Source organism: Biostraticola tofi, assembly GCF_004343195.1.
GTDB classification, from domain to species: Bacteria; Pseudomonadota; Gammaproteobacteria; order Enterobacterales; family Enterobacteriaceae; genus Biostraticola; species Biostraticola tofi.
This window is the reverse complement of record NZ_SMCR01000004.1, coordinates 174927-194368: the sequence shown is the minus strand read 5'-3', so window position 1 is coordinate 194368 and position 19442 is coordinate 174927. Positions and strand designations below refer to the sequence as shown.

Sequence of the window (19442 nt, the reverse complement as noted above, 5' to 3'; positions counted from 1 at the left end):
GTCTTGAACACCTCATTCGTTATTGCGCAGATAAGCGATTTACACATTAAAACCGCCGGACGCCTTTCCTATAAAAAAGTGGACACCCTGGGGGCGCTGAGGATTTGTATCGCCCAAATCAATCGGCTGGCGCCGCTACCGGACGCGGTGGTGATTACTGGCGATCTGACCGATTTCGGCCTGGATGCGGAGTATGCCGAAGTCCGTACCGTACTGGATAGCCTGGTGGTACCCTGGTTCGCCATTCCCGGCAACCATGATGCCCGCCCGGCGTTTCGCCGCGCCTTGGCCGATAAGAGCTGGCTACAGCCGCTGGGCGAGTTTATCAACTGGACGGTCGACGATTTCCCGGTGCGGCTGATAGGCCTGGATACCACGGTGCCCCAGCAACCCTGGGGCGAGATCTGCGAGGCGCGTCTGGCCTGGCTGCAAGCGCGCCTTGACGAGCAGCCCGACAAACCGGTGATCCTGCTGCTGCATCATCATCCGTTTATCAGCGGCATCGATCATATGGACCGGCAGAATTTGCGCCATACCGAGGGACTTGAAGCGCTGCTGGCCAATGCTCCCCAGGTGGTACGGGTGCTGTGCGGCCACGTGCATCGCTATATGGTGTCTACGCTTGGCGGTAAGGTGGTGTGCAGCGCACCGGGGACTTCACATCAGGTCGCGCCTGACTTCAGCCCGGACGGGCCGGCCAACTTTGTCGTGGAGCCCGCCGGGATGCTGCTGCATCGCTGGCGCGCGCAGCAAGGCATCACCAGCCATTACCTGCCGCTGGGCGAATACGAAGGTCCCTGGCCGTTTTATGATGAAAATGGGCTGATTGATTAACCAGAAGGCGGAAAAGAAACTCGCTACCGCTGGCCACGCCATGGTCGGCGAGCAGTGAATGGCCCCGGCACGGGGCCATTAAGGACCCTGTTAGAAACTGTAGTTTGCGGTTACCGAAACATTACGCGGCGCGGCGTACGTCAAAGAACGGCTGACCAAGGTATCGTATTTTTTATCGAGGAGGTTATTCAGGTTAGCCTGCAGCGACAGCTGTTTGGTTACCTGGTAGCGGCTAAACAGGTTGACCAGCGCATAACTGCCCTGCTCAGCATGGAGGGTGCCGTTTCCATCCGGGGCATCGACATCCTGCCAGACATGGGTCTGCCAGTTGACGCCGCCACCGACAATCAGATCCTGCAACATCGGCAGGCGATAGCTGGTGAACAATTTAAGCTCGGTACGCGGCTGCGTCGGGCTTACCGCTTTATTCTCATTGTCTTCGGCCACATAGCGTGTCGCGCCGAAGGTCATCTGCAGATTATCGGTCACTGCGCCATTAACTTCGAACTCAACACCTTTGCTGACTGCGCCCTCAGCGCCACGGTAAGCCGTTTCGGCCGTGCCGGGGATAACGGTGCCGGTGCTTTGCGCCACATTATCCAGCTCAATGCGGAACACCGCCAGTGAGGTGGTCAACCGGCTGTTATACCAGTCGGATTTTACTCCCAGCTCGTAGTTTTTACCTTTGACCGGCGACAGGTAGCTGCCGCTGCGGTCACGATAGTTCTGCGGTTTGAAGATCGAGGTATAGCTGGCGTAGGTAGACCAGGTATCGTTGATGTCATAAATCAGACCGGCATAAGGAGTGATATTATTCTCTTCCATATTGGCGGTCAGCGTGTCGGAACTCCAGTTGGTATAGCGGGCGCCGATGATCATATTCAGCGGGTCAGCCAGTGAAATACGGGTGGCGGTATAGGCTGATTTCTGACGAATAACATCCCGTTGCGCCAGGGTCATATCACCCCAGTCGGTTTCAGGGAAATCGCGGTTCCAATTATTGAAGTTGCCGACTTCGGTCGCCGACAGGTTGGCCCAGGCATTGTAATAGGTGTTGCTTTGCCTGCTGTAGCTGACGCCAGCCATCAGCTCATGCCGGCGGCCAAATAACTCATAAGGTCCATTGGTGAACGCATCAACCGCATTCACTTTACGGGTACCGGTGTTGTAGCCGGTACCGCCGACCACCGGATAATTGGCATAAGGGCTGACGCCCAGACCGGTATTTCTATCGAAGTAGCCATCGATGTACAGCATTTTACTGTCGAGTTTATTTTCAGTATGGGTGCCGTTCACCGTAAACTGCCAGCCACTGTCAAAGCTCTGCGTCAGGGTGGCGAACACCTTGCGGGTCTCTTTATCGTTATAGGCCCAGTCGGGTGCGGTGTTGAACCCGCGATCATAGTCGGTTTTGCCGCCATCTTTATACCATCTTGGCGCGCCGCCCCAGGTCGGGCTATCCGTGTTGGTTTCCTGATATTCATAGCCGACCGACAGTTTGGTTGAATCGGTCAGATCAGCATCTACCACCCCATAGAGGAATTTTTTGTTGCCGCTGTAGTTGTCCAGGTAGCTGTCGTTTTGCTGGAAACCGGCAATCACCCGGCCGCGCACATTGCCTGAATCGGTCAGCGGGGCCGAGAGGTCGGCGACATAACGCTGTTTATCCCAACTGCCATAGCTGCCGGACACATTGCCGACAAACTCACGGCTGTCCGCATGTTTGCGCACCATATTGACCGACGCCGAGGGGTTGCCCGCGCCGGTCATCAGTCCGGTGGCGCCGCGGACGATTTCAATACGATCATAAAGGGCAGTGTCGGCATCGGCATCGCCCAGGTTCCAGCGCTCTTCAAACTGCGTGGGGATGCCATCGACCTGATAGTTATCAATCAGGAATCCGCGGGAGTAATAAGTCCGTCGATCGAAATCCGCCACCCTTTCCGTCACACCCGTGGTCTGCTTCAGCACATCTCCCAGCTTTTGCAACTGCTGGTCCTGCATGCGCTGTTTGCTGATAATACTGACCGACTGCGGAATATCACGCGCAGTCAACGCCATTTTGGTGCCGGCGCGCGTTACCGGAACGCTGTAATCGCTTTCCTCGGGGCTTGCTGAGCCTGCACTACCGGTACCGGCTTCGACTACCATGGTTTCGTCTTTAGGCGTTGTCGGTGCAGCGGAGGCGTAAGGCATCTGCAATGCAGCGGCGACCAATACGGCAACGGTGGTCAGAGACGGCGCCAGTGATTCAGTGACCGCAGTGTGCCTTACATCACCATTGGCGTTACGGAATGGAGCAAAAAACATGATTTACCCTCAAGAAATTCAATTATATTCAATGTGTTGAACAAAAAGGCATTCTTTTATAGAACTAACTACCGGACATAATGAGAATGAGAACTATAATTATTTTAATAAGTGTTGTAAAAGAATATTATTGAACTGAGCGTAATAGTTGTTGTCGTGCCATAAAAAAGCAGGCAGTGGAAATCGGCCTTTCGACCCCTTCCACTGCCTGCCTTCGCAGAACAATGACCGCTTCTCTATTCCTGTCAGACGGTCGCCCTATCGGCGGTCATTCCCGGCACCAGGATTATCTTGCGACAGTCTTCCTGTCGTTTTTCAAAAATCTCATATCCGCGGGCGGCCTCCTCCAGCGGCAGATGGTGAGTCACGATCTCCTCGGGTTTCAGATGTCCCTGCTCAATCAAGGCCAGCAGATCCGGCAGATAAGCATGCACATGGGTCTGGCCCATCTTGAAGGTCAGGCCTTTGTCGAAGGCGTCGCCAAACATAAAGCCATGGATAAAACCGGCATAGACACCCGGCACGCTGACAATGCCGCCGCGCCGAACGGCGGCGATACATTGCCTTAGCGCTTTACCGCTGCTGCCTTCGATTTTAAGGTTGCTCATGATGGTTTCGGTCAGGCTGCCTTTGGCCTCAAAACCGACCGCATCAATCACCGCATCCACCCCCCGATTGCCGGCGGTGTGCTCTATTATCCAGGCGGCGGCATCGTCATTTTCATCGAAATTGATGGGAATGACGCCATAACGCTGTTGGGCAAATGCCAGCCGATAGTCATTGTGATCGATCATGAATATCTGCTCAGCGCCCTCCAGACGTGCGCAAGCGGCACTCAGCAGTCCTACCGGACCGGCGCCGAAAATGGCCACGCTCGATCCCGGTTTGACCTCGGCATTTTTAACCGCCTGCCATGCGGTGGGCAGGATGTCGGAAAGAAAAAGCACTTTCTCGTCCGACAACGTATTAGGCACTTTAAATGGACCGGTATTGGCTTTGGGAACCCTGACATATTCGGCCTGGCCGCCGGGAATGCCGCCATACAGGTCGCTGTAGCCAAACAATGCCGCCGGGGGCGTGATTTTTTTACGGTTTACCGCCGCCCCTTTTCCACTGTTGGTGGTCTCACAGGCGGCATACTGATGCATGTGGCAAAAGAAACAGTCGCCACAGGCGATAACGAACGGGATAACCACTCGATCGCCCTGTTTGACCGCCGTCACCTCAGGGCCAGCCTCCACCACCTCTCCCATGAATTCATGGCCAAATATATCCCCATGATGGGTGCCCGGGATCTTGCCTCGGTAGAGATGCAGGTCAGAACCGCAAATGGCGGTCGCCGTCACTTTGAGGATAATATCATCCGGCGCTTCAAGACCCGGATCCGGCATGGTATCGACGCTGACCTTATGGGGGCCATGGTAGGTAAGAGCTTTCATAAGATTGACTCCTGGGTTCAGGTATTGGCCGTGGCCGGGTGCGGTTTTCAAGCGATAGCGTGATTCGGTCAAGTCGCCGGCTGTGGGCATTTCCCAGGCCAGGGCGGCAAGCCTGGCCTGGGGTAAACTGCGCGTTTACAGCGTGCCGGTGCCGCCATCGGAACACCATACCTGGCCCGAGGTGTAGCTGCTTTCCTGGGAGGCGAAGGTCACATAAAGCGATGCTATTTCGGCCGGTTGTCCCGGACGGCCTAGGGGAGCGGAGGCGCCAAATTCCTTGATTTTCTCCTGTGGCTGCCCGCCACTGACCTGCAATGCCGTCCAGTATGGCCCCGGGGCGACCGCATTGACGCGTATGCCATCCGGGCCCAGCTGTTTGGCCAGGGATTTGGTAAATGCCACGATGGCCGCTTTGGTCTGGGCGTAATCCAGCAGGATCTCGCTCGGTATGTACGCCTGGACCGAAGTCGTATTAATAATCGAAGCTCCGCGCGGCAGATAATCAAGGGCAGCCTTGGTTATCCAGAACATGGCATACACATTGGTCTTGAAGGTGGCATCGAAGTCTTCAGTGGTAAGATCTTTGATTGATTCTCTGAACTGCTGCCGTCCGGCATTATTGACCAGTATATCAAGGCCGCCCAGTTCCTGGTGGGCCTGCTTAACCAGTTTCAGGCAGAAATTTTCCTCGGTAATATCCCCTGGGATAGCCACCGCCTTACGCCCCTCAGCCTTGATAAGGTCTATCACCTCGCGGGCGTCCGGTTCTTCCGCCGGCAGGTAATTGATTGCCACATCCGCGCCTTCGCGGGCATAAGCGATAGCGACTGCCCGCCCGATACCGGAATCGCCGCCGGTGATAAGCGCCTTGCGACCGGCAAGCCGGCCACTGCCCTTATAAGACGTTTCCCCATGGTCGGGCCGCGGTAGCATTTTGCTGGCAAGCCCAGGAAAGGGCTGCTTTTGGCCTTCAAAAGGAGGTACTGGATAAGCGTCAGTCTGGGTCTGGTTAACTGCAGCAGGTTTGCCATGGCTATTGCTCATAATATGCTCCATCTGAAAGAAAGGTGATTACCCTAAGCATAGAACAATAATCCGGGATTTCATTTTTAATGGTGCAAAATCCCGGCAATCAAGCTTTGGTTACCTTTTATGGCGACGCAGCCAGAGTAGTTTATACGCCGCCGGAATGATGAACATCGACAGCAGAGGAGCGGTAATCATGCCGCCGATCATCGGGGCGGCAATACGGCTCATCACCTCAGAACCGGCTCCCGTCCCCCATAAAATCGGCAGCAGGCCGGCAATGATCACCGCGACGGTCATTGCTTTGGGCCTCACGCGCAGCACCGCCCCGTGGTAAAGCGCATCATCCAGGCCTTGCGGAGTGAAAGTATCCGGATGGGACAATGCCGGGTCCGCTTCAATGGCGTGACGCAGATACATCAGCATCACAACGCCGAATTCAGCCGCAAGCCCAGCCAGAGCGATAAACCCGGTGCCGGTAGCGACGGAAAGATGGAACCCCTGCCAATAAAGGAACCAGATGCCGCCAATCAGCGCAAAGGGAATACTGATGATAATCAGCAACGCCTCATCCACCCGTTTGAAAGCCAGGTATAGCAGGATAAAAATAATCAGTAACGTCATCGGCACCATCAGCTTCAGTTTCTGATTGGCTCGTTCCAAGAGTTCAAACTGACCGGAAAATGACACGCTGGTGCCGGGCTTGAGCTGAACCAGTCTGATAGCGTCTTTCAGATCATTGACCACCGACGCCATATCCCGTCCGCGGACATCGATATATATCCAGCCGGCCGGACGGGCGTTTTCAGTTTTCAGCATCGATGGGCCGGCAACCACCTTCACGGCCGCCACGTCGCCCAGGATTATCTGATGGCCGGAAGGAGTCAGCATCGGCAACTGGCGCAAGCTGCCTGGACTGGCGCGGAACTGTTGCGGATAGCGCAGGTTGATTGGATAGCGGGCAATGCCCTCTACCGTTTCGCCGACCATTGCGCCACCGATGGCCGATGAGACAAACAGTTGCACATCGCCTACCGTCATGCCATAGCGGGCAGCTTGCTGGCGGTGGATATCCACATCAATATAGCGGCCCCCTTCCAGGCGCTCGGCCAGCGCCGACACCACGCCGGGCACCCCTTTAGCCACCTGTTCAATGCTGCGGGCCGCGTCATCAATATCAGACAGCACGGTGCCGGAGACTTTGATGCCGATTGGGCTTTTGATACCGGTCGACAGCATATCGATTCGGTTGCGGATCGGCGGAACCCACAGATTGGCCAGTCCCGGCAGTCTTACCCTGGCATCCAGTTCATCGATGATACTGTCCAGCGTCATACCGGGTCGCCATTGATCCTGCGGTTTAAGCTGGATAGTGGTTTCCACCATTTCCAATGGCGCAGAGTCGGTTGCGGTATCGGCTTTGCCGGATTTACCGAATACTGACGCGACCTCAGGCACGGTTTTTATCAGCTTGTCGGTGGTTTGCAACAGTGCGGCAGCCTGAGCGGGCGAGACGCCAGGCAGGGTGGAGGGCATATACAGCAGGGCCCCCTCATTGATTCTCGGCAAAAACTCGCCCCCCAGCCGGCTCAATGGCCACCATAGCGTCAAGATCGACAGCAACGCCACCAGCAGGGTCATTTTCGGCCAGCTCAGCACCTTGAGCAGCAGCGGATGATAGACCCTTATCAGTAGGCGATTGAGAGGATTACGTGATTCAGCCGGGATGTTGCCTCTTATCCAGCATCCCATCAGGATGGGAATGACGATAATCGCCAGGCCCGCCGCGCCGGCCATGGCATAGGTTTTGGTGAATGCCAGCGGGCCGAATAGCCGCCCTTCCTGCCCCTCCAGGGTAAAGACCGGAATAAACGATAGCGTAATAATCAGCAGGCTGATAAACAGAGCCGGCCCGACTTCAACCGAAGCATCGGTTATCACCTGCCAGCGCGTCGGGTGGTCGAGCGGCTGCTGCGGATGAAGACGATGCCATTCCTCCAGGCGCTTATGGGCATTTTCAATCATCACGATGGCGGCATCGACCATCGCCCCTACGGCGATCGCTATGCCGCCCAGCGACATGATATTGGCATTCAGCCCCTGGAAGTGCATCACGATGAAGGCAATACACAGCCCCAGCGGCAGGGAAATGATCGCCACCAGCGCCGAACGCAAATGCCAGAGAAACAGTGCACAGACCACTGCGACCACCAGAAACTCTTCCAGCAGTTTTGCGCTCAGGTTACCGATGGCCCGATCAATCAGCTCACTGCGATCGTAGGTAGTAATGATCTCTACCCCAGCGGGCAGGCTGCTTTTCAGCGTATTGAGTTTATCTTTTACCGCCGAAATCACCTCTCGGGCATTTTTGCCAGACCGTAGGATAACCACCCCGCCGGCCACTTCGCCCTCGCCATTCAGTTCGGCAATACCGCGGCGCATTTCCGGCCCAACCTGAAGGTCGGCCACGTCGCTGAGGTACACCGGCACCCCGTCCTCGCTGGTTTTGAGCACGATATGTTCAAAATCATCGATAGACTGCAAATTGCCGCTGGCGCGCACCATATATTCTGCTTCGGCCAGCTCAACTGATGACCCGCCGGCTTCCTGGTTAGAGGTAGCCAGCGCCTGCTTCAGCGCCGACAGGCCGATGCCGTATTGAGCCAGCTTCATCGGGTCGGCGACTATCTGATATTGTTTTACCACCCCGCCGACCGATGCCACCTCCGCCACATCAGGAATAGTTTTGAGTTCGAACTTTAAAAACCAGTCCTGCAGGGAACGCAGTTCCGCCAGGTCATGCCGGCCACTGCGGTCTACCAGGGCATACTCGAATATCCAGCCAACCCCGGTCGCATCCGGTCCTATCTCAGCGCTGACGCCGGCAGGCAATTTCCCCTGCACCTGATTCAGGTATTCCAGCACCCGGGATCGGGCCCAGTAAAGGTCGGTGCCATCCTCAAAAATCACATAGACATAGGAGTCGCCGAACTGGGAAAAACCGCGCACCGTTTTCGCGCCCGGCACCGAAAGCATGGTGGTCGTGAGAGGGTAAGTGACCTGATTTTCAACAATCTGCGGTGCCTGGCCGGGATAGCTGGTTTTGATAATGACCTGCACATCTGATAAGTCAGGCAGTGCGTCCACCGGCGTATTGGCGATAGTGACTGCGCCCCAGACGCCGAGAAACAAGGCGGCGATCATCACCAGAAAACGATTGGCGACCGAACGCCGGATAATCCATTCAATCATTTCCGTCTCCTTGAGGCCCCGCATGTGAGTGCGCTGGTGAAACTGGGCCGGCGGGACTGATGTCATTAAAGCTGATGACGTCATTGGTGTGGTTGACGCTGTCGGCACGATCGGCGCTGTCGCCGGCGGCATCTGACTGGCGCATACGTTGCAGCGCGCCAGAAATATTCGCCTCGGAGTCAATCAGGAACAGGCCGTTTACCACGACCCGCTCGCCCTCGGCCAATCCGGCGCCGATGCCGGTCAGACGCTGGGACTGCTGCAGCACGCGGATAGTTTTGGGCACGAAACGGCCGCTACTGTCGAGGGTAATGACCCGCTGCTCACCGCCGGTATCTATCACTGCTTGAGACGGGATAAGCAGCATTTTCTCACTATGGCTGCTGAAGGTGAGATACGCGTTCATGCCCGGCTTCAAGGCTTCATCTTTATTGTCCACCTGCAGGCGAACCTGCAGGGTACGGGTGCTCTTGTCGGCGCTCGGAAGCACCGACCATTGCTGTACTGTAAAGGTTTTTTGGCGGAACGCCGGCACCGAAAGCGTGAACTGAGTGCTGTCTTTCATCAGAAAAGCGATAGACTCCGGCACCGCCGCACTGATCCAGACCGGGTCCATGCCCTGGATATGCGCCACCACTTTATCTTTGGAGATATTCATGCCGCTGCGCAGATCAAAGGCGGTTATCACCCCATCAATCGGCGCGCGCAGGGTAAATCGGGTTTGTAGTTGATGAGTGCTTTTCAAACGCTGAATATCCTGTTCGGGCATCCCGGCCAGGCGAATACGCTCCAGCACCCCCCTAAGCTCTGTAGCTGAGCCTCCGGTACTGTTCAGCAGCAGATATTCACTCTGCGCGGCTACCCATTCGGGGATAGTCAACTCCAGGAGCGGAGCGCCTTTTTTCACTTTATCGCCGATAGTCAGCGGATAGACTTTTTCAATAAAGCCGTCCGACCGGGATTGGACGATAGCAAACTGGTACTCATTAAAACTGACATTGGCGGGCAGGGTCTGGGAGTAGGTCAGGCGCCCCAATTGGACTTTTTCAGTCTTGACCCCGAGATTTTGTATCTGCGTAGGGTCTATTTTAATGCCCGCCTGGGTACTGTCACCGTTTTCATCCGCATATTTAGCCACCAGGTCCATGTCCATAAACGGCGATTTTCCTGGCTTATCGAAGTGAGTATTGGGACTCATGGGATCATACCAGAACAGGATTTTACGCTGTGGGGCCGGTGTATCCCTGTTGGGTTCGGAATAAAAATATCGATAGGCAGCGATGGACATAATGCCTCCGATGATCAGGCTGCCAGCGATAAGCGCAGTGTATTTTAATGTTGAAGAGGCCATATCTATTCCCGGTGAAAAGAGCATCCCACTAATGAGTCACCACCCTTTATCAGCCGATGACATTGGGCTGCCATAATCCGCGTTATGGCAGCTATTACCCATCAGCCGGATAAACGTCAGGATTGGCTGACGTTGATAGTTTGCAGTAATGAAATATTGCCCTGCTGGATAAAGCTGAATGTCACCTGGTCGCCTAGGTTGATACTGCGAATGGTGTCGTCATCAGTCCGGTAGGTAAAACGCATGTCCATCGCCGGCCAGCCGATGGCCGGGATTGCTTGATGGGCAATGGTAATTTTCCGGTTGGCGGCATCAATGGCTTTTACCACGCCGCTGGCGCTAATGACCTGCGGCTGTGATTCGTTCTGCGGCACAGCGACCTGAGGAAGCTGATTAATCTGGGCAGGGTCTTTTTGCTGATGGTGCTGATTTGTCTGGGTGGTGCTGTGCTGATGAGGGTGTTCGCCGGACCTGACGATCGCGTCCTGAACATGCTGCTCAGCGGCCTGGACTTGCGCCATCCCTAAGGAAAACAGCGCCAGAATAACGACTTTTACAGACACACGCATGATATTGACTCCTCGATAAAATAGTACGATTTCAAAAAAATTATTCAGTCCAGCCGCCGCCTAATGCGGAAAATAAATTGATTTCATTGACCTGCCGCGCATAGTTGAGATCCAGCAATGACTGCCGGGTGGAAAATAATGAACGCTCAGCATCCAGGACGTCGATATAGCTGGCCGATCCGCTGGCATACAGGGCGCTGGCTCGTTGCAGAGTTATCTGCAATGACTGCAGATAACTCTGCTGCGCATCAATCTGGCGTTGAAGGCTACTGCGCAGCGCGAGGGCATCGGCGACCTGTTTAAACGCACTCTGAATTTTCTGCTCATAGTTGACGATCGCTTGCTGCTGCCTGACTTCGGCAAGCGCCAGGTTGGCCTTATTTTTACCGGCACTGAAGATCGGCAGATTTAGTTTGGGGGTAAAGTTCCATATTCCACTGGCGCTATCGAACAGACTGGATAACTGGCTGCTGCGGCCTGCAACATCGCCGGTCAGGGATATCGACGGGAAAAACGCGGCGCGGGCAGCGCCAATATTGGCGTCAGCCGCCTTGAGCAAATACTCGGCCTCGATAATATCAGGCCGCTGCAGCAATATGTCCGAAGACAGTCCTGGCGGCAGCTTCACTGCCAAACGGTCGTCTGGCGAAGCAGACCGATTATCGGGTAACGGCCTATAACTGCCGACCAGCAACTGCAGCGCATTATTGGCCTGGGCTAGCTCGCCCTGCCTTTTGGCGATATCCGCCCGAATGCTCTCAATCAGCCCGCGCGCCTGTTCCAGCGCCAGTAAATTGGTACTGCCGGTTAACAATTGCTGTTCAACCAGCCCATAGGCGCGTTGATAATTGCGCTGGGTTTCGCGGGCGATATCCAGCTGGGCCTCTATCAGACGCTGATTGAAATATTGCTGTGATACGCTGGACACCAGCAGGATTTGTACTGCACGCCTAGCTTCATGACTGGCAAAAAAGTTCTGCCGGTCGGCGTCACTCATATTTTTAAGCCGGCCAAAGAAGTCCAGCTCAAAAGCCAGACTGAAACCGGCCTGATACTCTCGGCGGGAGGCGCTGTCATTGTTCCACTGACCGTCATAGCTTATCTCTGATGAAGCGTTAAGCTGCGGATATCTGTCGGCATCGGTGATGCCATACTGCGCCCTGGCTTCCTGTACCTTTAACGCGGCCATGCGTAAATCACGATTGTTCTGCAGCGCCAGGCCAATTACCCTGTTTAACTGCTCATCGGCAAAGAATCTCCGCCAGCCGGTATCCTGATATCCAGCGGCAGCCGGCACCAGTGGGTTGCGGCTGAGTGTAAATTGCTGCGGTACCGGCAGTGCCGGACGTTGATAAACCGGCGCCAGCGAGGCACAGCCCGACAAAGCAAACCAGGTGATGAGAGTGAGTCGCTTGAGTGTAAACATCGTGCTTTTCGTCCTGCACTGCCGGGTTAAGATATTCCATAGACCCAGTTACCCATGGCCAGGACAACACCTTACCGGAGCCAGTCTGTTGGCCGCGTGACCAGATAATGACAAGGCTGTCATTTACTCTATAAGTCATTGAGATCATCTGTTTGGCCACTAGAATGGCTGTATCGGACTGAAGTACGGGAGAGCCTGTGAAATTATTGATCGTCGAAGATGAAGCTAAAACCGGGGAATATCTGAGCAAAGGATTGACCGAAGCAGGCTTCGTGGTTGATCTGAGCGACAACGGCCTGAACGGCTATCATCTGGCCATGACGGCGGATTACGATTTGATTATTCTGGATATCATGCTGCCGGACGTGAACGGCTGGGATATCGTGCGGATGCTGCGGGCGGCCAACAAAGGCATGCCGATACTGCTGTTAACCGCCCTGGGCACTATCGAACACCGAGTCAAAGGGCTGGAGCTGGGCGCTGATGACTATATGGTCAAACCCTTTGCCTTCGCAGAACTGCTGGCAAGAGTAAGGACACTGCTGCGGCGCGGCGCGGCGGTTATCGCTGAAAGCCAGTTTCAGGTCGCGGATCTCTCCCTCGATCTGGTCTCGAGGCGGGTCACCCGCAACGGTGTGCGCATTACGCTGACCAGTAAGGAATTTACCCTGCTGGAATTTTTTATTCGCCATCAGGGCGAGGTGCTGCCGCGATCGCTTATCGCCTCTCAGGTGTGGGATATGAATTTCGACAGCGACACCAACGCCATAGACGTTGCGGTCAAACGCTTACGGGCAAAAATCGATAATGACTTCGAGCCCAAGCTTATCCAGACGGTGCGCGGAGCAGGCTATGTCCTCGAGGTGCCCGATGCCGGTTAGCCGCAGCCATCGGTCATTCCCGCGCGGCATACGCTCTTTTCTCCTGGCGACGCGCCCGCTCTCTCTTGCCATGCGCCTGACCTGCTTTATCAGCCTTGCCACCATCGCCGCCTTCGTCGCTTTTGCCTGGATTATGCTGCATTCGGTAGAACATCATTTCGCCGAACAGGATGTCAGTGATTTGAAGCAAATCAGCGCTACGCTTGCAAATACGCTTAAAAAGGCCAATGAGCCTCAGGCTGAAAAAGTTGAAAAGCTGCGTACGGCGCTTGCCGGCTACCGCAATATTGCCGTTTTATTGAAAACGGAAGATAACCGGCTGCTGTATCGCTCCGCTGACGGCCCAGACCTGGATGCGATAGGGTCATCACCCGCCTTCGCTGCCAACCTGGCTTCCCGCGAGGTATTCACCTGGTCAGATACCCAGAGCACCCAGTCGGCACACGGTGATTCAGCGAAACACCCTGCTTATCGGGTGATAGCTTCCACTGTCCAAACCCGGGTCGCCGGCAAGGTAACCCGCTATAGCCTGATGATAGCCCTTTCAATCGATTTTCATCTTCACTACATCGAGGAGCTGAAACACAATCTCATCATGATTGCCGCCGGCATCAGCCTGCTGATTGTGTTTATCGTGCTGTTTGCCGTTTATAAAGGACATACGCCGCTCAGGAATGTCAGTAAGAAAATAAAGAATATTACTTCTGAAAACCTGGATGTCCGTTTAGATCCACACAAGGTGCCGATCGAGCTGGAGCAGTTGGTGATCTCCTTCAATAATATGATTGAGCGGATAGAAGATGTATTTACCCGACAGGCCAACTTTTCTGCCGATATCGCCCATGAAATCCGCACCCCGATAACCAACCTGATTACCCAGACTGAAATCGTGCTCCGCCAGCCCAGAACCATTAAAGAGCTTGAAGATGTGCTGTACTCCAATCTGGAAGAGTTCAGCCATATGGCCAAGATGGTGAGTGATATGCTGTTTCTGGCTCAGGCGGACAACCAGCAGCTGATTCCGGAGCGATCGCTTATCGATTTGGAAACTGAAGTCAGGAAGGTATTTGAGTTTTTTGAAGCCTGGGCCGATGAACGGGAAGTCCGTCTGAACATCACCGGCCGCGCGCAGCCGATCGAAGGTGATCCGCTGATGCTGCGCCGGGCCATCAGCAATCTGTTGTCCAACGCGGTGCGCTACACTCCCCCAGGAAATACGATCATTGTGCAGTTGACGGAGCGGGATCAATGGGTAGAGATACAGGTGGAAAACCCGGGCGCCATGATTGCCGAGCAGCACCTGCCCAGGCTATTCGATCGCTTTTACCGGGCAGACCCCTCCCGGCAAAAAAAGGGCGAAGGCAGCGGTATCGGCCTGGCGATCGTCAAATCCATCGTCACCGCCCATCAGGGAAAAATTTCCGTTTCATCAGATGCCGTTTCGACGAAATTCAGCTTATCCTTGCCGAAACGTGCTTCCTGACGGTGTTGGACAGCGCCTTTTTCAATGTTACACAACGCGTAGTTAGCATGGCCGTCATCACGGCTGGAGCTGCAACTCCGATTGCCTTTTCCCAAAGGAACATTTATTGCCGCCGCCGGTTTTGCCCTTGCTTGGGCGACAGTTGAAAACCGGGGCGGCGTAGACTCTCAGGGAACCGGTGTAACCAGCGGCTGGCCGGCAAACCAGGCGTTAACATTTTCAAGCACCAGGCGAGACATTTCCCGTCGCGTTTCCCAGGTGGCGCTGGCCATATGTGGCGTAATCACCACATTATCCCGTTGCTGCAATGAAACCGGCACCTGGGGCTCGTCGGCAAAAACGTCCAGCCCGGCACCGGCAATACGATGAGTGTCCAGCGCAGAGATAAGCGCCGCTTCATCGACTACACTGCCGCGTGAAATATTAATCAGTACCCCTTCCGGCCCGAGGGCTTCCAGCACCGCCTGGTTGACCAACGCTTTGGTCCCTGCCCCGCCGGGCGCGCAAACCATCAGGAAATCGCTGCTCTGGGCCAGGGCCGGCAGGTCGCTTATATAACCCCACGGCAGAGCGGCATTCTCCTGGCGATCGCTGTAGGTTATTTGCATATCGAACGCGCTGGCGCGACGAGCAATGGCCTGGCCAATACGTCCCATACCGATGATGCCCAGCCGCTTGCCGGAAACTTTACGCGTCCACTGAAAACCGCCGGCCTGCCAGTTCCCCTGCTCAATAAACCGCTGCGCGGCGACGATTTTACGCGAAACCGTCAGCATCAGCCCGATGGCCAGATCGGCAACATCATCGGTCAGGACGCCTGGTGTATGAGTGACCGCAACACCATGATCCCGTGCCGCCGCTACGTCTACGCCATCATAGCCAACGCCGAACACCGCTATAAGCTTCAGTGCCGGTAAGCTGCCGATAAACTCACGCGTTACCACCGCCTCGCCGTTGGTGATAACCACCGTTACATTACCGGCAATCGCCGCCAGATCAGAATCTGACAGCTGTGCCAGTTCATACAAATCGTAACGTTCACTGAGTTCGGCCGTCAGTGCATCCGGTAAACCGGCTTGTTTCAGTACTATCTGTTTCATGTCATTACCCTAATCAAGAGAGACGTGTGGCAGTGCGATTGCTGACATCAGGCCGCGCCGGGCGGGAAACCAGGATGCCGATGATGCCGCCAATAACCAGTGCTGCGGCGACAATTAACAGTCCATAGTGATAGCTATTGGTCGCATCTTTGATTTTCCCCAGCAGCGGCGGCAACCCGAGGCCGACAAAATTAGCGACGGTATTGATAAACGCAATTGAGGCCGCTGCCGCTACGCCCGCCAGCTTTTCGGTGGCGACCGCCCAGAAAATCGGCGTGAGCGCGAAGTTGAATCCGACGGTCAGCACCAGCAGTAGGTAGGCCACCAGCAGGTTGCTTGAATAGATGGCGATCGCCAGCGACAAACCGGAAATAATCAACGGCAGCCCAAGATGCAGCGAGCGCTCATTGGTGGTATCCGAATGGCGGCCGTTTAAGTACATGAACAGGCAGGCAAAGATAAAGGGAACCGCAGATAGCAGGCTGACCACAATATTGCTTTGGTCACTGGCCATGCTCTTGATGATAAGCGGCAAGAACAGCGTAATACCGATAGAGCCAAACGCCTGCAGGAACCAGACCAGGCTCAGCAACAGCACGGTTTTATTTTTGAGCGCACTGGCCCAGCTGTGGTTGGCCCCCACTTCCACACCTGCGTTATCGCGCACCAGCTGGGCCTTCAGCCATCCTTTCTGCTCATGAGACAGCCAGGCGGCATCATCCGGCTTCTGCGGCAATTTCCACAGTACCAGTACCCCCAAAATAACCGCCGGAATACCTTCGATAGCGAACAGCCAGCGCCAGCCGGCGATATCGGCAAAGCCGTGCATATTCAGAATAGTGCCGGAAATCGGCAGACCGATGATAGATGCCATCACCGAGCCCATATAAAAGAACGACATCGCCCGGGCACGGTTACTTTTCGGAAACCAGCAGGAGATATAATAGATAATGCCAGGGGTAAAGCCGGCTTCCGCCATCCCCAACAGGAAACGCATCACATACAGCTGGGTGGGCGTCTGCACCAGCGACATGCCGGCGCCGACGATACCCCAGGTGATCATTATTCTCGCGATCCACATACGTGCACCGACCTTGGTCATGATCACGTTGCTGGGAATTTCGAAAATGATGTAAGAGATATAAAACATCGCGACACCAAGCCCATACATGCTATTGCTCAGGCCTAAATCGGCATTCATCTGCAGTGCCGCGATAGATATGTTGGTTTTGTCCAGATTAGCGACAAAATAGCAAATAATAATAAAAGGTATTATTTTCGCGTTCAGTTGCCGCATCGTTGTAGAGTACAAATCGGAATTCATAAACGAACCCTCACCTTATTTTTCTGAAAAATCGTCCGTATCATCAGTGGTCTACCTTTTGGCATTTCTCCATCAGCATTGAAGTGCCCTCAGGAAGTGGTGCTATCCTTCGATGAGCAGATTGTAGTACAACCTTAAATACTAGTACTGCAATCTGCTTCACAAAAATGACATTCCTTTATGTTGACTGTCGATGGGCTCATCGGCGACTGTCAAAAGGTTTCGGGGGGCCGATCACTAAGTTAACTCTTTGTAAATAATACTTTTATAAATTAATAACGGATTTAAACCCAGGAACAGTTATAGCTCCGCCATGGCAATAAGACTCTATAGCGTCGCGAAAAAGATCAATGTTGCCGGTAGCCATGGACGGTGGATGGCATACAGTGGGAGCTAGCGCAACTCCGCCAGAATCTGAGTTAACCCTGAGTTAATAATTCATTGATTTCACCCAATGATTAAAAAGTGTAATATCAAACACACTAACCCCCTAATAAAGCACGGTCGTTTTTAACAGCAAAATATGATTAGTGCTTTCTATATTAATCACACGTTATATTTAGTGGCATTTTTATCCATCTCATGGATCCTTTCCGATGTGAAGGAGAAAATCGATTCACGTGCAGCAGTCTTTTTCAAAGGATATACCGTTTATATCATCGTAAGTTACCTGTTATGCCTATCTAATATCCTGTTGACAGAAAATTTAAGTCGAAAATTCCTGGATGAATTTTATTGTATGGGGTTGGTCTTGCTGATGGCTATCGCGTTCGCCTTCACTCTTGGCATTCGACACTTTATTTATCAAAGAGATGATAGGTGGGCGAGGATATGAGCCGTAGATTTTATATAACAAAGGTGCTATTTTCACTGTGTTTCTTTTCTATCTCATGGATTAGTTGTTATGTAGATAATGCAAACGAGTCAACCACAGTCGTTTTTTTGGTAGGCTATGCCGTATTTATTATCATCAATTCGCTGTTATATCCCTATAGTTTGTTACTCATAAAAAGCATTAATCCAAAACTTATTGAACACCAGTATGGTGCTCATGGTTTATTCCTTTTTTTCCTTGCATTTGCTTTTCCTCTTGGTATAGCTTTTCTCATTAAAAAAAGAATGAGTCAACGGCGATGACTGAGCCTTTAACATTAATCATATGCTCATTATATAACAATTTATTGATTCCAGCTTCTCATCGGAGATCAGCGCACCTGTCACAGCCATAATCGCGGAGAAGCCCAGGATGCCAACCCGAGACCTGCCCGCTGGTCACCTTTGTCAGTCTGGTTTCCGGGAAATGGGCTATTCCTCTGCTTTATCGCCTAATCATTACTCAAGGCGCCATACGCTAGGGAATTGCAACGCATTGCTCGCCCCATTACGCAAAAAGAACTTACCAGGCAGTTACGCCTGCTGGAGCAGCGCGGCCTGGTGACCCGCACCGCCTATCCGGAAGTACCGCCCAGAGTGGAATACCAGGCGACAGATATCGCTCGCCAATTGCTCACGTCGCTAGAAGGCCTTGCCGACTGGATGCGAACAAACCAGAACCAGCTGCTGCAGGCCGTCAGCCATGGCGATGAGCGATGAGTTTTCGAATAAGGCAATACTAATTGCAACCATGATTGCAGTCACAGGAGATAACCATGACCGAACACATCACGTTGGTAACCGGCGGGGATCGCGGCATTGGCCGCGCAACCGCCCTCAGCCTGGCGGGCAAAGGGCACAAGGTGTGCATAGGCTATCATCGCCGGGAAGACAGTGCCCAGCAGGTGGTCAGTCTGATACGTCAAAACGGCGGACAGGCTATTGCCCTGCAGGCGGATATCGCCAGTGAACCACAGGTGATGGCGCTTTTTCAGCAGTTGGATGAAACCTGGGGGCCGATAACTGGGCTGGTCAATAATGCCGCTATCCTTAAAGCCCAGGCGACTATCGAACAGCTGGATGCGGCGCGGCTGGCCGATATTTTCGCCACCAACGTCGCCGGTAGCTTTATCTGCGCCCGCGAGGCGGTCAAGCGGATGGCGTTTCGTCATGGCGGCAAGGGCGGCGCGATAGTGAATGTCTCATCGGCCGCATCACGCCTCGGCTCGCCTCATGAATATGTCGATTATGCCGCGTCCAAAGGCGCTATCGATACCTTTACCCTTGGCCTGTCAAAAGAAGTCGCTGGAGAGGGCATACGGGTTAATGCCGTTCGTCCGGGCTTCATTTATACCGAAATGCATGCCGATGGCGGCGAAGCCGGCAGAGTGGATCGCATCAAGGACAGCCTGCCGATGAAACGCGGCGGCCAGCCTGAAGAAGTGGCCCAGGCGATCGTCTGGCTGTTGTCGGAGGAAGCGTCCTATGTTACAGGCAGTTTTATTGATCTGGCCGGCGGCAGGTAGTGCCGGTGGTGGAACGTGAACCCGGTTTGAAAAGGCAGTTCTGGCCTT

14 protein-coding genes and 1 pseudogene are annotated in these 19442 nt (G+C 54.1%); 5 read left to right on the top strand and 10 right to left on the bottom strand.

The genetic code is table 11. From position 1 onward, the window contains the following. Positions 1–3: 3 nt before the first annotated feature. Positions 4–834, top strand: a complete 831-nt coding sequence (locus EDC52_RS10690; protein ID WP_131865316.1) for a phosphodiesterase — start codon at positions 4–6, stop codon at positions 832–834. A gap of 90 nt (positions 835–924) precedes the next feature. Here EDC52_RS10690 and fhuE read toward each other — a convergent pair whose 3' ends face one another. From fhuE to EDC52_RS10655, 7 genes are all read right to left on the bottom strand, one after another. Then, entirely contained in the window at positions 925–3144 is a 2220-nt protein-coding gene (fhuE, locus tag EDC52_RS10685; protein WP_131865315.1) for a ferric-rhodotorulic acid/ferric-coprogen receptor FhuE, read from the bottom strand. A gap of 245 nt (positions 3145–3389) precedes the next feature. Continuing rightward, positions 3390–4583, bottom strand: a complete 1194-nt coding sequence (locus tag EDC52_RS10680) for a zinc-dependent alcohol dehydrogenase (RefSeq protein WP_131865314.1) — start codon at positions 4581–4583, stop codon at positions 3390–3392. A 135-nt stretch (positions 4584–4718) separates the two neighbouring features. Then, a complete protein-coding gene (locus EDC52_RS10675; protein ID WP_131865313.1) occupies positions 4719–5627 on the bottom strand; it encodes an SDR family oxidoreductase in 909 nt (302 codons plus the stop codon). 99 nt (positions 5628–5726) lie between these two features. Then, a complete protein-coding gene (locus EDC52_RS10670) occupies positions 5727–8861 on the bottom strand; it encodes a CusA/CzcA family heavy metal efflux RND transporter (RefSeq protein ID WP_131865312.1) in 3135 nt (1044 codons plus the stop codon). Continuing rightward, positions 8854–10212 (bottom strand): efflux RND transporter periplasmic adaptor subunit, encoded by a 1359-nt coding sequence (locus tag EDC52_RS10665; protein ID WP_131865311.1) that lies wholly within the window; start codon positions 10210–10212, stop codon positions 8854–8856. The genes EDC52_RS10670 and EDC52_RS10665 overlap by 8 nt, the downstream gene beginning before the upstream one ends. A 116-nt stretch (positions 10213–10328) precedes the next feature. After that, positions 10329–10781 (bottom strand): copper-binding protein, encoded by a 453-nt coding sequence (locus tag EDC52_RS20335; protein ID WP_329955553.1) that lies wholly within the window; start codon positions 10779–10781, stop codon positions 10329–10331. Positions 10782–10821: 40 nt separating this feature from the next. Next, entirely contained in the window at positions 10822–12207 is a 1386-nt protein-coding gene (locus EDC52_RS10655) for a Cu(I)/Ag(I) efflux RND transporter outer membrane protein (RefSeq protein ID WP_131865310.1), read from the bottom strand. Positions 12208–12404: 197 nt separating this feature from the next. On the opposite strand from EDC52_RS10655, the gene EDC52_RS10650 reads away from it, so the two are divergent. Further along, positions 12405–13088 carry a copper/silver response regulator transcription factor gene (locus tag EDC52_RS10650; RefSeq protein ID WP_131865309.1) on the top strand — a complete coding sequence of 228 codons (684 nt, stop codon included), beginning with the start codon at positions 12405–12407 and terminating at the stop codon, positions 13086–13088. Next, positions 13078–14571: a Cu(+)/Ag(+) sensor histidine kinase gene (locus EDC52_RS10645; RefSeq protein ID WP_131865308.1), complete on the top strand. Its 1494-nt coding sequence runs from the start codon at positions 13078–13080 to the stop codon at positions 14569–14571. The genes EDC52_RS10650 and EDC52_RS10645 overlap by 11 nt, the downstream gene beginning before the upstream one ends. Positions 14572–14738: 167 nt before the next feature. Here the strand turns inward: EDC52_RS10645 and EDC52_RS10640 are convergent, their stop codons facing one another. The 3 genes from EDC52_RS10640 to EDC52_RS20425 all read right to left on the bottom strand — a co-directional run bounded on the left by EDC52_RS10640 (position 14739) and on the right by EDC52_RS20425 (position 18222). After that, positions 14739–15671: a 2-hydroxyacid dehydrogenase gene (locus EDC52_RS10640; protein ID WP_131865307.1), complete on the bottom strand. Its 933-nt coding sequence runs from the start codon at positions 15669–15671 to the stop codon at positions 14739–14741. 13 nt (positions 15672–15684) lie between these two features. Next, the gene (locus tag EDC52_RS10635; RefSeq protein ID WP_131865306.1) at positions 15685–16995 is read right to left on the bottom strand and encodes an MFS transporter; all 1311 of its coding nucleotides are present in this window, start codon (positions 16993–16995) and stop codon (positions 15685–15687) included. A 1155-nt stretch (positions 16996–18150) separates the two neighbouring features. Next, entirely contained in the window at positions 18151–18222 is a 72-nt protein-coding gene (locus EDC52_RS20425; RefSeq protein ID WP_407924212.1) for a hypothetical protein, read from the bottom strand. 41 nt (positions 18223–18263) lie between these two features. Here EDC52_RS20425 and EDC52_RS10630 point away from each other — a divergent pair. Next, positions 18264–18588, top strand: a pseudogene (locus tag EDC52_RS10630) (winged helix-turn-helix transcriptional regulator). A 56-nt stretch (positions 18589–18644) separates the two neighbouring features. After that, complete coding sequence (locus EDC52_RS10625) at positions 18645–19394, top strand: SDR family oxidoreductase (protein ID WP_131865305.1); 750 nt, start codon at positions 18645–18647, stop codon at positions 19392–19394. The last annotated feature ends 48 nt before the right edge of the window (positions 19395–19442 follow it).

Excerpts from the sequence above, each read along its gene's own strand:
- fhuE (WP_131865315.1), bottom strand. The coding sequence starts at position 3,144 with ATGTTTTTTGCTCCATTCCGTAACGCCAATGGTGATGTAAGGCACACT.
- EDC52_RS20335 (WP_329955553.1), bottom strand. The coding sequence starts at position 10,781 with ATGCGTGTGTCTGTAAAAGTCGTTATTCTGGCGCTGTTTTCCTTAGGG.
- EDC52_RS10670 (WP_131865312.1), bottom strand. The coding sequence starts at position 8,861 with ATGATTGAATGGATTATCCGGCGTTCGGTCGCCAATCGTTTTCTGGTG.
- EDC52_RS10645 (WP_131865308.1), top strand. The coding sequence starts at position 13,078 with ATGCCGGTTAGCCGCAGCCATCGGTCATTCCCGCGCGGCATACGCTCT.
- EDC52_RS10655 (WP_131865310.1), bottom strand. The coding sequence starts at position 12,207 with ATGTTTACACTCAAGCGACTCACTCTCATCACCTGGTTTGCTTTGTCG.
- EDC52_RS10635 (WP_131865306.1), bottom strand. The coding sequence starts at position 16,995 with ATGAATTCCGATTTGTACTCTACAACGATGCGGCAACTGAACGCGAAA.
- EDC52_RS10625 (WP_131865305.1), top strand. The coding sequence starts at position 18,645 with ATGACCGAACACATCACGTTGGTAACCGGCGGGGATCGCGGCATTGGC.
- EDC52_RS10665 (WP_131865311.1), bottom strand. The coding sequence starts at position 10,212 with ATGGCCTCTTCAACATTAAAATACACTGCGCTTATCGCTGGCAGCCTG.
- EDC52_RS10680 (WP_131865314.1), bottom strand. The coding sequence starts at position 4,583 with ATGAAAGCTCTTACCTACCATGGCCCCCATAAGGTCAGCGTCGATACC.
- EDC52_RS10640 (WP_131865307.1), bottom strand. The coding sequence starts at position 15,671 with ATGAAACAGATAGTACTGAAACAAGCCGGTTTACCGGATGCACTGACG.
- EDC52_RS10675 (WP_131865313.1), bottom strand. The coding sequence starts at position 5,627 with ATGAGCAATAGCCATGGCAAACCTGCTGCAGTTAACCAGACCCAGACT.